Origin of the sequence: Rhodococcus globerulus NBRC 14531 (genome assembly GCF_001894805.1) — a bacterium.
Classification (GTDB): Bacteria; Actinomycetota; Actinomycetes; order Mycobacteriales; family Mycobacteriaceae; genus Rhodococcus_F; species Rhodococcus_F globerula.
Genome location: NZ_BCWX01000002.1, coordinates 1282121 through 1295417 on the forward strand (window position 1 = coordinate 1282121; position 13297 = coordinate 1295417).

General features: G+C 60.7%; 11 protein-coding genes. 6 read left to right on the forward strand and 5 right to left on the reverse strand.

Annotation, left to right across the window (positions count from 1 at the left end; translation table 11 throughout):
- Position 1: 1 nt before the first annotated feature.
- Both RG2_RS14475 and RG2_RS14480 read right to left on the reverse strand, forming a co-directional pair.
- Entirely contained in the window at positions 2-1429 is a 1428-nt protein-coding gene (locus RG2_RS14475; protein ID WP_051730317.1) for an aromatic ring-hydroxylating oxygenase subunit alpha, read from the reverse strand.
- Positions 1430-1715: 286 nt separating this feature from the next.
- A complete protein-coding gene (locus RG2_RS14480) occupies positions 1716-2879 on the reverse strand; it encodes a sensor histidine kinase (RefSeq protein WP_033231988.1) in 1164 nt (387 codons plus the stop codon).
- An 87-nt stretch (positions 2880-2966) separates the two neighbouring features.
- Here RG2_RS14480 and RG2_RS14485 point away from each other — a divergent pair, with 87 nt between their 5' ends.
- The 3 genes from RG2_RS14485 to RG2_RS14495 are packed head-to-tail and all read left to right on the forward strand — an operon-like array spanning position 2967 to position 6596.
- On the forward strand, positions 2967-3707 hold the full coding sequence (locus tag RG2_RS14485; RefSeq protein WP_267951586.1) for a TSUP family transporter: 741 nt from the start codon (positions 2967-2969) through the stop codon (positions 3705-3707).
- A 4-nt stretch (positions 3708-3711) separates the two neighbouring features.
- A complete protein-coding gene (locus RG2_RS14490) occupies positions 3712-5238 on the forward strand; it encodes a TldD/PmbA family protein (RefSeq protein WP_033231986.1) in 1527 nt (508 codons plus the stop codon).
- Complete coding sequence (locus RG2_RS14495; RefSeq protein WP_033231985.1) at positions 5235-6596, forward strand: metallopeptidase TldD-related protein; 1362 nt, start codon at positions 5235-5237, stop codon at positions 6594-6596. The genes RG2_RS14490 and RG2_RS14495 overlap by 4 nt, the downstream gene beginning before the upstream one ends.
- Positions 6597-6986: 390 nt before the next feature.
- Here the strand turns inward: RG2_RS14495 and RG2_RS14505 are convergent, their stop codons facing one another.
- Both RG2_RS14505 and RG2_RS14510 read right to left on the reverse strand, forming a co-directional pair.
- Positions 6987-8477 (reverse strand): hypothetical protein, encoded by a 1491-nt coding sequence (locus RG2_RS14505; RefSeq protein WP_033231983.1) that lies wholly within the window; start codon positions 8475-8477, stop codon positions 6987-6989.
- A gap of 141 nt (positions 8478-8618) precedes the next feature.
- Entirely contained in the window at positions 8619-9413 is a 795-nt protein-coding gene (locus RG2_RS14510) for a beta-propeller domain-containing protein (protein WP_033231982.1), read from the reverse strand.
- A gap of 278 nt (positions 9414-9691) precedes the next feature.
- Here RG2_RS14510 and RG2_RS14515 point away from each other — a divergent pair, with 278 nt between their 5' ends.
- On the forward strand, positions 9692-10183 hold the full coding sequence (locus RG2_RS14515; RefSeq protein ID WP_033231981.1) for a hypothetical protein: 492 nt from the start codon (positions 9692-9694) through the stop codon (positions 10181-10183).
- 765 nt (positions 10184-10948) lie between these two features.
- Positions 10949-11821, forward strand: coding sequence for a TIGR03620 family F420-dependent LLM class oxidoreductase (locus tag RG2_RS14520; RefSeq protein WP_033231980.1), 873 nt, complete (start codon positions 10949-10951; stop codon positions 11819-11821).
- Positions 11822-11828: 7 nt separating this feature from the next.
- Here the strand turns inward: RG2_RS14520 and RG2_RS14525 are convergent, their stop codons facing one another.
- Positions 11829-12383 carry a hypothetical protein gene (locus RG2_RS14525; RefSeq protein ID WP_033231979.1) on the reverse strand — a complete coding sequence of 185 codons (555 nt, stop codon included), beginning with the start codon at positions 12381-12383 and terminating at the stop codon, positions 11829-11831.
- Positions 12384-12534: 151 nt separating this feature from the next.
- Here RG2_RS14525 and RG2_RS14530 point away from each other — a divergent pair, with 151 nt between their 5' ends.
- Positions 12535-13008 carry a carboxymuconolactone decarboxylase family protein gene (locus RG2_RS14530; protein ID WP_230590025.1) on the forward strand — a complete coding sequence of 158 codons (474 nt, stop codon included), beginning with the start codon at positions 12535-12537 and terminating at the stop codon, positions 13006-13008.
- Positions 13009-13297: the final 289 nt, after the last annotated feature.

The window sequence follows — 13297 nt, forward strand, 5'->3', positions numbered from 1 at the left end:
GTTATACCTCCGCCTTCTCGCTGCTGCACTGCGCTGCCGTGTCACTGCTGCACTCACCATCGACATTGGGAGCACCGACGTGAATGTTCTCCGTCACCGGCGCCGGCTTCTCCAGATAGTCGGCCCACTCGTTGAGAAGGTGCCGCTGGTTGTATTCGCCGTAGCCGACGTGCGCCACGCCGGGACCGCAGAACTCGTCCTCCGTCAATGGCTGCACTACCGGGCTGTCGTCGTGCAGCATGCCCATGCGGCCGTTGAGCAGCAGGCGGCGAGCCATCGACCCACCGGCAGTGTTGGTCAGAGAAACCCAGTTCTCGACGTCATCCTGCTCGAACATGCCGCTGGAGCCGAAGCACATCAGGTAGGCCTTGTAGGAGAGCTTCTTGAACTCCTCCGGGGCTTCCTTGTCTACGACGAACCAGGACAGGACCTCGGTCTCGTCGGCGCTGATCGGCTGCCACTGCCGGATGGAGATGAAGGGCAGGACGTCGTCGCCTTCAGCGACCTTCGGCCAGTTGTGAACCAGGCTGATGTTCGGGAAGACCGAAGCGGCCGAGATCATGAAACCGTCGCGTCCGATGACGTCGACCTGCTCCTGGGACCACTGCTCCTTCATGCGCTCGACCATTTCGTCGGGGTAGCCCACGTAGTTCATCTTCTCTTCGAAGGTTCCCGGGGGCAGCTTGTACGTGGTGCCGCCGCCTTTGCCCGCCCAGTATGTGTTGCCGTCCTTACGCTTTTCCGCCTTCGGCTCGCGAAACAGGCCGATCTCGACGACGCTCGTGTGGGTCTGCGGCGTGTGGTACATGTCGCCGGCGAAGTTCTCGGCACCGATCTTCCAGTTGGCCTTGACTCGCCAGCGCTGGGGTCCGCGAACCTCGACGCCGCTCGCGCTCTGCTTGGTGTAGTAGTCGAGGTAGAACTTGAAGTCGCCGAGGAAGTCCTCCAGCGGCTCGGCGTCCGGGTCCATCGACACGAAGATCAGCCCGTTGTAGATGCCCAGACTGGGCGCCGGCAGCAGTCGCTGTCCCTTACGCGCGAAGCCCTCCTCGCCGCCGTATGCCTCCTTGTGGAACGGCATACCGACGATGCGGCCGTCGTTCTTGTACGACCAGCCGTGGTAGGGGCAACGGAAGTGCGAGGCATTGCCCTGCTCGGCGCGGCACACCTGCATACCGCGGTGCAGGCACATGTTGAACATCGCGTGGATCTCGCCGGACTGGTCACGGCTGACGATGAACGAATTCTCCATGACGCGGCGCACAACGTAGTCGCCAACCTGCGGCAATTCCGACTCGTGCGCAACAAACATCCATGCACGGCTGAACAGCCGCTCCTTCTCAGCCTCGAAAACCTCTGCGTCGTTGTAGATGTGCGCAGGGAGCATGCCTCGTCGGACGTTCGCTATAACGCCATCCGCGTCACGCATGAGAAGCCTCATTTCGATAGTTTTTCTGATGTACAGAAAGTTATTCTGCGTTCAGGAAGGAGCGATGTCAACCGTCGATTCACCGCACGGTTCGTTCAGCTTCACGGACTCGAATCTCCGCATAGAAGAATTATGGTCTGTTCAGCAGAGGTAATGTGGTGCCCAAGCAGCACAAATGCACCGGCCAGCCCGGTTGAATGCGAAACCCGTCGCGTCACGTTGTGCAGGTGAGCCTGGACAACTTCAGCCGGTGTCGGAAGTCGGAAACCGCGCCTGGCCCGGTCGGTCAATCCTGGATCGCGAGGGGAAGCTCGGCGTACACGCGCCAGCTGCCGTCCGGGCGTCGACCGGTCTCGAGAGTTCCCTGCAGAACTGCGACGCGCTCACGCATTCCGACCAAGCCGTTGCCGGAACCACCTGTGAAAGCAGACGTCGCCGTCCCCTTGTCGATGACTTCCACCAGGACTGCGGTGTCGGTGCGGCGCACGGTAACTCGCGCTTTCGGACTGTCACCGCCGTGACGCAGCACGTTGGTCAGTGACTCCTGAACGATCCGGTGAATACCCAAACTCACGGACGGCGTGATGTCGTCGAGTTCACCTGTCAACTCCAGTCGCACGTTCAAACCCGTCGCGCGCATCATCTCCACGACCTTTGCGATGCCGGCGGACCCGTGCTGCGGCATCGCGTCGTTGTTGACTTCGGTGCGCAACAGCGAGACCGTGCGTCGTAGTTCCGCCAGCGCGTCTCGCCCTGTGCTCGAGATGTTGCCAAGCGCTTTCTTCGCTAGCGCCGGATTCGTGTCGACGGCATAGCTCGCCCCGTCGGCTTGGACGATCATCACGCTCACCGCGTGGGCAACGACGTCGTGCAATTCGCGCGCGATGCGTGTTCGCTCCGCGGCAACGGCTTCCTCGGCCCGGCGGTCGCGGTCGTATTCGGCCACCTCCAGACGTGCCGCCACTTCTTCGTCATACGCGCGTCTGGCACTGACAAATTCGGCGCTGATCCAAGCCAGGGCGAACAGCATTGCGGTAACGATGAGATCCAGGACGATGTCTGTTCGCACCACAAGTATCGCCAGAGTCGAGTCGATGAGGAGAAAGCCGAGGTAAATCGCGGCGGTGCGCCGGTCCACGTACACGACCAGCGTGTAGAGAGCTACGCCTAGCGCCAGCAATCCGGGATGTTCGACTGATGCATTCCCACTCATCCACATGAGAAAAGTACTGGTGAACGACATCAGGAGGATCGCCACCGCAGACACTCGCGGGTACTTACGACGCCAGAGGACGGGAAGGCAGATCAGGAATCCGAGCGCCAGCTGTTGCCAATGTTCCTCGCGCTCAGAGCCTATGTACGAGACGATCTCCAGGGCAAAGAACAGCAACGCCAACGCGCCGTCGGCGATCATCGGCTTGCCTCGCAGCCACAGGCTGAACCTCCTCATGCGATCAAGACTCCCACACCGTCACCGCATCACCGCTCACTCTGTGAGAGAGTCACCGCCGTGGATATTGCGGACTGGGGCCTGCTCATGACGGCGGCGACGGCGGCCGGATGGGTTGATGCCGTTGTCGGCGGCGGCGGGCTGATTCTGCTGCCGGCACTGTTCCTGGTTGCACCCCAGTTGACGCCGCAGGCCGCATTGGCTACCAACAAGCTCACCGCGTTCACCGGGACCAGCGCTGCGGTGTGGACGTTCTCACGCCGAATTCCGATGCAATGGCGACAGTTGATCCCGGCGGCGATCTTGGCCGCGATTACTGCAGCGTGTGGCGCGGCAGCAGTGTCGTTGATCGACAAAAAGTACTTCATTCCGATCGTGATGGTTGTCCTGGTGGCCGTCGCCGTGTTCGTCACGATGCGTCCGAGCCTGGGTACGACGCTCGCCACGCACCGCCCGACTCAACGCAAGTCGGCTCTGGTGATCTTGCTGTCAGCGGGACTCATCGGGCTTTACGACGGTTTACTCGGCCCAGGCACGGGCACGTTCCTGATCATCAGCTTCGCGACGTTCCTCGGAACGGAGTTCGTCCGCAGCGCGGCGATGGCCAAGGTCATCAATCTCGGTTCCAATTTCGGCGCTTTGACGTACTTTGCCGTCACCGGCCACGTGTGGTGGAGCTTGGGATTGGCGATGGCCGTGTGCAATGTTCTCGGCGCGGTCGTCGGTTCGCGTATGGCACTGAGTAAAGGCTCCGGTTTTGTCCGGATCACACTGCTTGTTGTTGTGATTGCCATGGTGATTCGCCTGGGGTGGCAGCAGTTCGGCTAGCGTCATGACGGTGACCGTCACCCGAGATGTCGATACAGATTTCCTCGCCCTCCCTCTGAAGGCAGTAGCGGACGCCGCGCTGTCCGCAGCGCGCGCCGCCGGAGCCGAGCACGCGGATGTACGTGTGCACCGGTTGCTCACTCAGTCGATCCGGTTGCGCGACGGCAAAGTTCAATCGGTTTCGGACAGCGACGAAGTGGGTGTGGCTGTCCGCGTGATCGTGGACGGAACCTGGGGGTTTGCCTCCCACGCGGAGGTGTCACCCGCTGTTGCGTCGTCGTTGGCACGGCAAGCCGTCGAGGTGGCGAGGGCGTTGCGATCACTCAATCGCGATCCGGTGACTCTTGCCGACGAACCGATCTACGCCGACGCCACGTGGGTGTCTCCGTACGAGATAGATCCGTTCACCACTCCGACGTCCGACAAGGTCGATCTTCTCCTGGACTACTCGGGCCGACTTCAGGCGTCCGACGGCGTCGACCACGTCACCGCTGGGGTTCTCCAGGTCAAGGAGCAGACGTTCTACGCCGATATGGCGGGCTCGTCGATCATCCAGCAACGGGTGCGACTGCATCCCGAAATCGAGGCAACAGCCGTCGACAAATCAGCGGGCAGCTTCGAGTCGATGCGTACTTTGGCGCCGCCGGTCGCGCGGGGTTGGGAGTATCTCGGCACCGGTAGCACGTGGGACTGGGCTGAGGAGCTGGCGCAGATCCCGCAGTGGCTCACCGAGAAGGTCAAGGCGCCGTCGGCCACACCTGGCCCGACAGACCTCGTGATCGACCCGACCAACCTGTGGCTCACCATTCACGAATCCATCGGGCATGCAACCGAATACGATCGGGCAATCGGATACGAAGCCGCCTATGCCGGCACCTCCTTCGCGACCCCCGACAAGCTCGGCACACTGAAGTACGGCACCGACATCATGCACGTCACGGCCGACCGCAACGTCGCACACGGACTGGCCAGCGTCGGCTATGACGACGACGGCGTCGCCGCCCAGCGCTGGGACTTGGTCGCAGACGGCACGCTGGTCGGATATCAACTCGACCGCGCGTTTGCCCCGCGTCTGGGCCTGGAGCGCTCCAACGGGTGCTCGTACGCCGATTCGCCGCACCACGTTCCCATCCAGCGCATGGCCAACGTTTCCCTCTCCGCCGATCCGGAGACCGACACGTCGACGGCCGACTTGATCTCGAGAGTCGAAGACGGCATCTACATCGTCGGAGACAAGTCGTGGTCAATCGACATGCAGCGCTACAACTTCCAGTTCACGGGTCAGCGGTTCTTCAAAATCCGGGACGGCAAACTCGACGGCCAGGTCCGCGACGTCGCTTACCAGGCCACCACCACCGACTTCTGGGGCTCGATGGAAGCTGTAGGCGGAGCGTCGACGTGGAAACTCGGCGGCGCATTCAATTGCGGCAAGGCACAACCCGGGCAGGTCGCCGCTGTCAGTCACGGATGCCCGTCCGCTTTGTTCCGCGGCGTCAACATCCTCAACACCCGTTCGGAGGCCCAGCAGTGATCACGGCGCAGCAGGTAGTGGACCGCGCGCTGGCCGCGCGAACCGTCGACGAGTCGATCGTCATCGTCACCGACGCCAGCGAAGCGTCGTTGCGGTGGGCCAACAACTCCATGACCACGAACGGTGTCTCACTGTCTCGGACCTGGACCGTCATCTCGATCGTTCGGGACGGTGACACCGCCCGTGTCGGGACAGTGAGTTCCAGCAGTGTCGATCCCGCGCAGATCGAGACTGTCGTAAAGGCAAGCGAGGACGCCGCCCGAAGTGCAACACCCGCCGACGACGCCTCCGACCTTGTACCGGCAGGTCCAGCAGATTCTGAATGGGAATCCGGCCCTGCACTGACCGACATCGCTGTCTTCAGCCGCCTTGCTGCCGACCTCTCCGCCGGCTTCGACGGACAGGATCAACTGTTCGGCTTTGCGCATCATCAACTGCACACCACGTGGCTCGGAACCTCTACCGGCCTTCGCCGCCGCACCGTTCAGCCCACCGGCTCAGTCGAGATCAACGGCAAACGCGGCGACGCCAGCGCCTGGGTCGGATCCGGGACGGTCGACTTCAGCGACATCTCCATACCCAATCTTTTGTCCCAGTTGACTACTCGTCTCGACTGGGCAAAAAACTCGGTCGCGTTGCCGGCTGGACGGTACGAAACAATTCTTCCGCCGTCCGCGGTTGCAGACCTCATGATCTACCTGATGTGGACCATGGAAGGCCGCGGAGCCGAGGAAGGCCACACCGCACTGTCGAGGACAGGTGGCACGCGAATCGGGGAAACCCTCGGAACACTGGGATTGACTCTGACCTCGGACCCGGACGCCGACGGCTTGAAATCCGCGCCGTTCGTGGTGACCACGTCGTCGAGTGAATCCGTCTCGCTCTTCGACAACGGTATGGACATCGATCGTGTCGACTGGATCAAAGACGGCACGATCTCAGCCCTCGCGTATCCGCGTCATGCTGCCCGCGAATTCGACCGACCGGTTGCCGTGCCAGGTGACAACCTGATCCTCACCGGCGGCGATGACACCGGCATCGAGGACATGATCGCGAAAACCGAACGCGGTCTCCTCCTCACCACACTCTGGTACATCCGCGAGGTGGATCCGACAACGCTGCTGCTCACCGGGTTGACCCGCGACGGTGTGTACCTCATCGAGAACGGCACGATCGTCGGCGCGGTCAACAATTTCCGCTTCAACGAAAGCCCGCTGGACCTCCTTCGCCGTGTCACCGAAGCCGGACGAACCGAGATCACGCTCCCTCGCGAATGGAAAGACTGGTTCACCCGCACCGCCATGCCACCGCTGCGCATTGCCGATTTCCACATGTCGTCGGTCAGCGCGGCGCAGTAGAAACGTTTCCCTCCCACCCACTCTGGGTAGGCCGTCGATAGGACTACACGAAGAAGTTTTGTAATGGAGAAGTACAAGATCACCCTCCCGGAAGGCACCTCGACAGTTGGGGAATTCGAATCCGACCGGGATGCTATTGCCCACGCAGTGAAGTTGAATCACGGTTGCAGCGACAGTGTTTCGGTATCGAGGATCGACAACACCGGAAAACTGATACCGACCATGCTGCATTGCGATTCCTCCCCTCAGGCAGAGAATCATCGAAGGTCATCGAATTCCGCGCAGCACGCGTGAGATTGCCTGATACTGGGTGCCGAGACGCCGGTTACAGATGCACGGCTGTGCCCTTGCCGATAGTGGTGCAGAGTGCGTCGAGGTCGGCGGGCTGTGCTACCCGTCGACTCGGATTACTCCACTGATCGTCCCTTGAAGGTAGTCACCACTCGAATTGATCAGCGCGGACATCTGCAAGGTGTCGTTGACGATGGTTCCGGGTAGATCGCGCGACGCAAGCACCTCCCCGGTGTTCGGATCGATCACCGTGAACGCAAAGCCGTCGAGCGGGGTGGTGCTGTCGGATGAAAGCGGAAGCCCTTGACGAACGACGGTGTACAAATTTCCGTCGGCAGTCGACAGATGCGGCACGGCAGAACTACGAGCGTCGTTGTCCCACACTGTGTGGCATCCGGTTCCAGCATTATCGACATCGACTCGCGTCATGCCGCCGACAAACGGTGCACTCGCGGGTACCGCGGGCCCGGCGCCTTCGGGCACCGTCGGGTAGGGATAGCCGTACGTGCCGGCCACGAACACCGAGTTGCCGATACCAATCGGCGAGTTCTCGCTGCCTGGCCCTGCGGTACTGAGAACTTTTTGACTGCAGACCATTTCACCGGTCGCAGCTCGGTAGACCAAGAGATGCACCTGAGTGTCGGCATTGTCGACGATCGTCACGTAGTCGTCTCCGTTTGGGCCGAAATAGGTTGGCGTGGAACCGGTTCCCCAGCTGAGTTGACCTGGCTTGCGGGCACTGCCACGGTCGTACGGTGCACGCCAATCTATTGTCGGGGTGCCGTCCTGCGCGGCGCTGAGCTGGTACAGCGCGTGAGTAGTCGCGACGGCGGTGCCGAACGCCGAGGTAGAGATGCTGTTCTGCACTTCCTCGCCGGCCGGCAATTGCAGTGTGCGGGCGACTCCTCCCCCGTCGACGCTACCGACGCGACCGGCACCAGTCGCAAACCACACGTTGCCTTGCCAGTCCGGTGCGAGGCCGGTGACATTGTCGCCGTCGGGAATTGACGAGGTCAGATCAACTGATTGGTCGACGAAGAGTCGCCAACCGCCGTTTGGCTTCTGTTCGTGCTGCACCCGCACCAGCATGCGGTTACCATCCACCGCAACAAGCCGGTTGTCGTTGTCCAGGTACGCATAGACACCGCCGAGCAAGCTGCCTTTCGCAAGTTCAAGTTGCGCAACGGAAGCAGCAGGTGAGAATGATCCGACTGACGAACCCGCCGATCCGGTGCCGAGCGCCGACGTGTCGATCAGGTGCACCGTCGGAGTCTGGCCGAGGATGCTGGTACACAGCGCAAGAACCAATCCATCGGATCCCTCGAGCAGTGTCGGGCATGCTGCAGCCAAGGGAAGCGGATCAACGGTTAATTTCCCGGTGCCCGGACCGCTGAGTGGTGTCGCATCGGAGGAACCGGCGTCACCGTGCATCGTCGAGGTACCCGCGGGTCCGAGGAACGGGTTGGGAGCGGCGAGTGGACCCCAGGATGTGGGCTGAGCGGATGCGATGCCACCGCCTGTTGCAATCAGTACCGCGGTCAGAGCTGTCAGAACCAGTCGGCCCCTCGTCCCACTCGGCACCTTCTGCATCGCATCTCCGTTCCCCGTGGGAGTGTTTTTCGCGGACGACAGACAGAGACCCGCGCTATGTGCGGTTCGAGTCGACCACACATTTGTTTGCGGCCAGGCCTATTCCCGAAAAATTGCGACAATTACCCCAAAAGGTTGACGTTACGCATATCCGCCCCAACTGGGGGCTTGAGCGATCAGCGATTTCGAGGTCAACAGCCGTGGTTCGCTGCCGTCTGGGTTCATGACCCAGATACCCACCAGGGTGCGAGGTTCAGCTACCCCGTGCGTGTAGACGATTTTCGAGCCGTCTGGCGAATACACGGCTCCGACATCATGTTCCGTCGTAAGTGCGCGAATGTCCTTACCGTCGGCTGTCATCACATATGTCTCGGATTGGTTCTTCCCGCCACGGTTGCTCGAGAAGACGATCGTCGACCCATCCGGCGAATAGGCGGGATCGGAGTTCCAGTACTGGTCACGCAGCACCGGGAACCATCCGGTGCCGTCAGCCGAAAACCCTGCAATGTAGCCGTTTTCGTTGAAGATGATCTTCGTTCCGTCCGGGGAGAACGAAGGAAAAGACCTACTCGGGATGCTGCGATCGTCATTCACCTCCGGTGAGAGTTGTTGCCGATCGGAACCGTCAGCATTGATCAGGCAAATCCCGCCGACGCAGCCGAATACGATTTTCGAACCATCCGGCGAGAAATTGGGGGAACCGCCGCGGTCGGTCACGGTCGTCTGCTCGGTTCCGTCGACGTTCATCACCGCGATCCCAGATCCGCGGGTGTAAGCAATCTTGCTTCCATCCGGAGCGACAGCAGGGTCGGACGCGTATTCAGAGTAGTTGTCGTCAGTGATGGTGGTGGTGAGCTGGCGAAGGCCGCTCCCGTCCGGCTTCATCGTGTAAATCGAACCGTCGCCATCTGCAAAGGCAATGATTTCTGTCGCCACGTCATGTTCGGGTTCAGGGCTGCTACAAGCCGCGACGAAGAACATGGTAAGAGCCGCAACAACGAGGACTCTTGATTTGCTCGATCGAAGCCAACCGTAATTTCTGCGAACTCTCATCATCGACCTCAGCTCCCTAACCGTGAGGACCAGGAACCTGGCCAACTATTACTGCGAGTGTGCCAGGGCCGACGGGCCCTCAAGTCCCAGACAGCAATGACAACCCGACGATTTCTTGCCGCAGTCACGACGCGCGCAGGGCCAACTGCTCTAATCAACCAATGACGATCACGGGATTGATAGAGGTCGGGCACCACACGTTTCTCATCTCGGCGGCCGACGCCGATCCCACCGACACCTACACCACCGGCCAAGTTTTCGACGCCGGCAACCACCTCATCTCCGTTCACACCGGAATCGCCTACGGTCCCGTCAATGTCACACTTGAACTGTTGTCCGGTGAAGACCACATTTTCGAAAACGGTGGACCTTATATCGATCTCGACGCGTGGGACAACATCGAAGAAGTCACCGTGGTGTGCCGCGAACCCATGCTTTTCATCACCTTGGCAAACGAGATCGTCGAAGAATTCGGGAAGCTCACCTCCCACCGAGGTGCTCGGCACTTCCGCATCGCCACCCGTGGACGAGCATCGCACTGGGACCTCGACGTCGACACCCCCACCGAGGACTACCTCATCCAGACCTGGCCCACAGGCGGACCTTCGATGATCCGCGAGATCAAAGCCACCGATGGCGTCTGGAAAGAATGAGCGCATGCAGATTCGATCGCGGTTCGGCTTGCGCGAACTGAGACCGCTCTATGTTGTTCCGTCGCTGTACACGTCGGACCTCAAACGCAGCACCCAGACCGCTCGCCCTACCGGCGACAGTTCGGAATCGAGCTGCTTCTTCTCTCTGCTCTGCGTGAGGCGTATACCCCCCATAGTGGGTTGTGACGTCGCCGAGTTCGCTCGCCGATTATGCACACGCGCGGATGATCCCGCCTGCGCGTGCACAATTGCCACGCGGCGGTCGACCGGGTGATCTGTACTTTCGAATCGCGCCGGAAAGCTGTATCCAACGGTGACGGCCTGGATGCTGGACTCGGACCCGGCGCTGCGCCGGTGTCGGTGCCGACAAGATATCCCGTAGTCGACCGGATAGACGGCGTGGGGAATGCGCGGATGGGCATCGCTATCGTCTGGACTGAGGGCCGACAACGAGGTCAACGAGCTTCTCGATATCACACGCCGGTTCACTGTGTTGCGAAACTGCTGCAAGGCGAATTGGGGATACCAAGGCTGCAAGGACAGTGTCCGCCACCAGAGAGTTCCACCTACGCGAGATCGCCCCGGCTACCTATCTACTGACCTATCCACTCCAGCAAGACACCAAGCTCACACGCAGGGCAACTATTTGGCAACGGCGCGAACGTGATTGGACGGTCCTCTATCACCACGGAACTCTCGTCTCCGACCCAACACTGAACGTGGTGATTCATCACCCTCGAGTGGATCAATAGCTAGGCTCACGTTATGACACGACAAGTAAGTGCATGGGGTGGCGCGCTCTGGCTGAGTCCGCAACATCGCGAGGCAGCACTCGACGCAGCTCGCGAACTCGACGAGTTGGGTTACACGCGGTTGTGGACGTCAGGCGGTTTCGGAGAAGGCCTGCCTGCCGTGTACGGCGAAGTGCTATCTGCGACAACGCGAATCGGTGTCGCCAGCGGCATTGCCAGCATCTGGCATGCTGACCCCGCCGAAACCGCCCAAGCCGTCAGCGCCCTCGAGCGCGACTACCCTGGCCGCTTTCTCCTGGGAGTAGGAACCAGCCACGCACCGATCGTCGATGCGAAGGCGCAGCACACCTACACCAAGCCTTACACCCACATGGTCCAGTACCTGGACGCTTTGGACGCCGCACCTGAACCGGTCCCCGCTGGTCGCCGAGTCCTGGCAGCCCTCGGCCCTCGCATGCTGAAGCTGTCGGCTGCCAGATCGGCCGGAGCACACCCCTACTTCGTCCCGCCAGAACACACAGCGCTTGCCCGCGAGATTCTCGGAGCCGAGCCACTGCTCGCACCTGAAGTTGCCGTGGTCCTCGAAGAAGACGAAACCGCTGCCCGCGGGATCGCCCGCGAATACATGCGCGGCTACCTGTCGTTGCCGAACTACTCGGACAACCTCCGCCGTCTGGGGTACACCGACAAGGATTTGTTGGACGGAGGTAGCGACGCTCTGATGGACACGCTGATTCCGTGGGGTGACCTCGAACGTGTCTGTGCCGGCATCGAAGCGCACTACGAAGCGGGCGCCGACGAAGTAGCAATCCAAGTGCTCACTGCAGACCCGACTTCCTTCCCAGCGGCAGAATATCGGGATCTTGCCACGGCACTGATCGCCTGACAGGCACCTAGAACACTTGCACGAACGTGTACCAATCACCGTCGAATTCCTGGTAGCCGATGTCGCCGTCATGTCTGGGAACGCCGAGATACGGCGCCCCGCCCGGCAGGTACGCCAGACCAATCGAATTGATCAGCCCGCCTTCGATGAAGAACAGACACCCGTGCTCAACTGACTCGATCCGCCTGACCTGATACACACCTATTCGACGGTCAGTCGCCGACGTCGAGCATTCCTGGGCCTCGGCAGCCAGTGAGTCCTTCGACGCCATGAACGCAATTCGCGACGGCACCGACAGCGCTACAAGTGCACATGTGAGGAGAACGAGCGCCGGTGCAATCAAACTCCAGCGCCAGGCTCGAAATTTGAACCACCCAATCAGGCTGAGTATCAACCACACTGCACCCAGGGCAGCGAGCACGGCCATGGCGAGCGCGAAGTACACATACGAAGCGAGTGGCACAGCACTCCACAGGGCAACACCACAAGCGCCGGCAACGAGCAGCGCTGTGATCCCGACGAGCACAGTCCACCAAGCCTCAGGGCCCACCGCTTCGCTCATCTGGCGACTCTGGCCATACGACGATGCGCACGGTGCCGAAACAGGACACACCACTCGAGCGCCAGCGGTGTAAAAAGCAATTCCTCGTCACTAACGTGGAACTCGGAGCGATCACGGCTCGCTCCCCCAGCAGACGCAAAAGGAGGACCACGTGAGCACCATCGAAAGTCGACCCCACGCCACCCAACGACTGTCTGTCACCGACATAGACCCCGAGGCGTACAAAGGCATGCTGGCCATCGAGAAATATGTCCACGCCGGCGACCTCGAATCGAAAACACTCCATCTCCTGAAAATCCGTGCCTCGCAGATCAACGGCTGCGCCTACTGTCTGGACATGCACACAACCGAATCCCGAAAAGACGGCGAGGATCAACGCCGGCTGGACGTATTAGCGGCCTGGAGAGAAGCGTCGTCGTGGTTCAGCGAGGCCGAGCAGGCCGTGTTGGAATTGACGGAAGAAGTGACGCTCATCGGGAAAGGTGGCGTCTCGGATGAAGTCTGGGCGCGAGTGAAGGCGTCGTACTCCGAGAATCAGATCATTCGCCTGTTGATGGCAATCTCAGCGATCAACACTTGGAATCGGCTCGCCATCTCAACCCATCAGGAGCTCGCCCCGCTTTAACACTATGCGGACAAGGAATAGAACGGGACTGCATTCCGGGATGCAGATAATTTGATGAATAAATAGATTTCGTATTCAATCAGAGTCGAATACATGGTCGGCGCTGCACGTTCCGCAAACGACAGTTGGTGCTGCGTACGCACCCTAATAGGGCGTACGCAGCACCTTTCGTCACTTACATTATTCCACGGTCTCCGGCGAGTCCGATGAGAATGAATCCACGAATGCGATCAACTTTTGCAGCACTGCCGAGATATCGAAATCTTCCAAACTACCCATTTCAATCTTC

Excerpts from the sequence above, each read along its gene's own strand:
- RG2_RS14475 (WP_051730317.1), bottom strand. The coding sequence starts at position 1,429 with ATGCGTGACGCGGATGGCGTTATAGCGAACGTCCGACGAGGCATGCTC.
- RG2_RS14480 (WP_033231988.1), bottom strand. The coding sequence starts at position 2,879 with ATGAGGAGGTTCAGCCTGTGGCTGCGAGGCAAGCCGATGATCGCCGAC.
- RG2_RS14485 (WP_267951586.1), top strand. The coding sequence starts at position 2,967 with ATGACGGCGGCGACGGCGGCCGGATGGGTTGATGCCGTTGTCGGCGGC.
- RG2_RS14490 (WP_033231986.1), top strand. The coding sequence starts at position 3,712 with ATGACGGTGACCGTCACCCGAGATGTCGATACAGATTTCCTCGCCCTC.
- RG2_RS14505 (WP_033231983.1), bottom strand. The coding sequence starts at position 8,477 with ATGCAGAAGGTGCCGAGTGGGACGAGGGGCCGACTGGTTCTGACAGCT.
- RG2_RS14515 (WP_033231981.1), top strand. The coding sequence starts at position 9,692 with ATGACGATCACGGGATTGATAGAGGTCGGGCACCACACGTTTCTCATC.
- RG2_RS14520 (WP_033231980.1), top strand. The coding sequence starts at position 10,949 with ATGACACGACAAGTAAGTGCATGGGGTGGCGCGCTCTGGCTGAGTCCG.
- RG2_RS14525 (WP_033231979.1), bottom strand. The coding sequence starts at position 12,383 with ATGAGCGAAGCGGTGGGCCCTGAGGCTTGGTGGACTGTGCTCGTCGGG.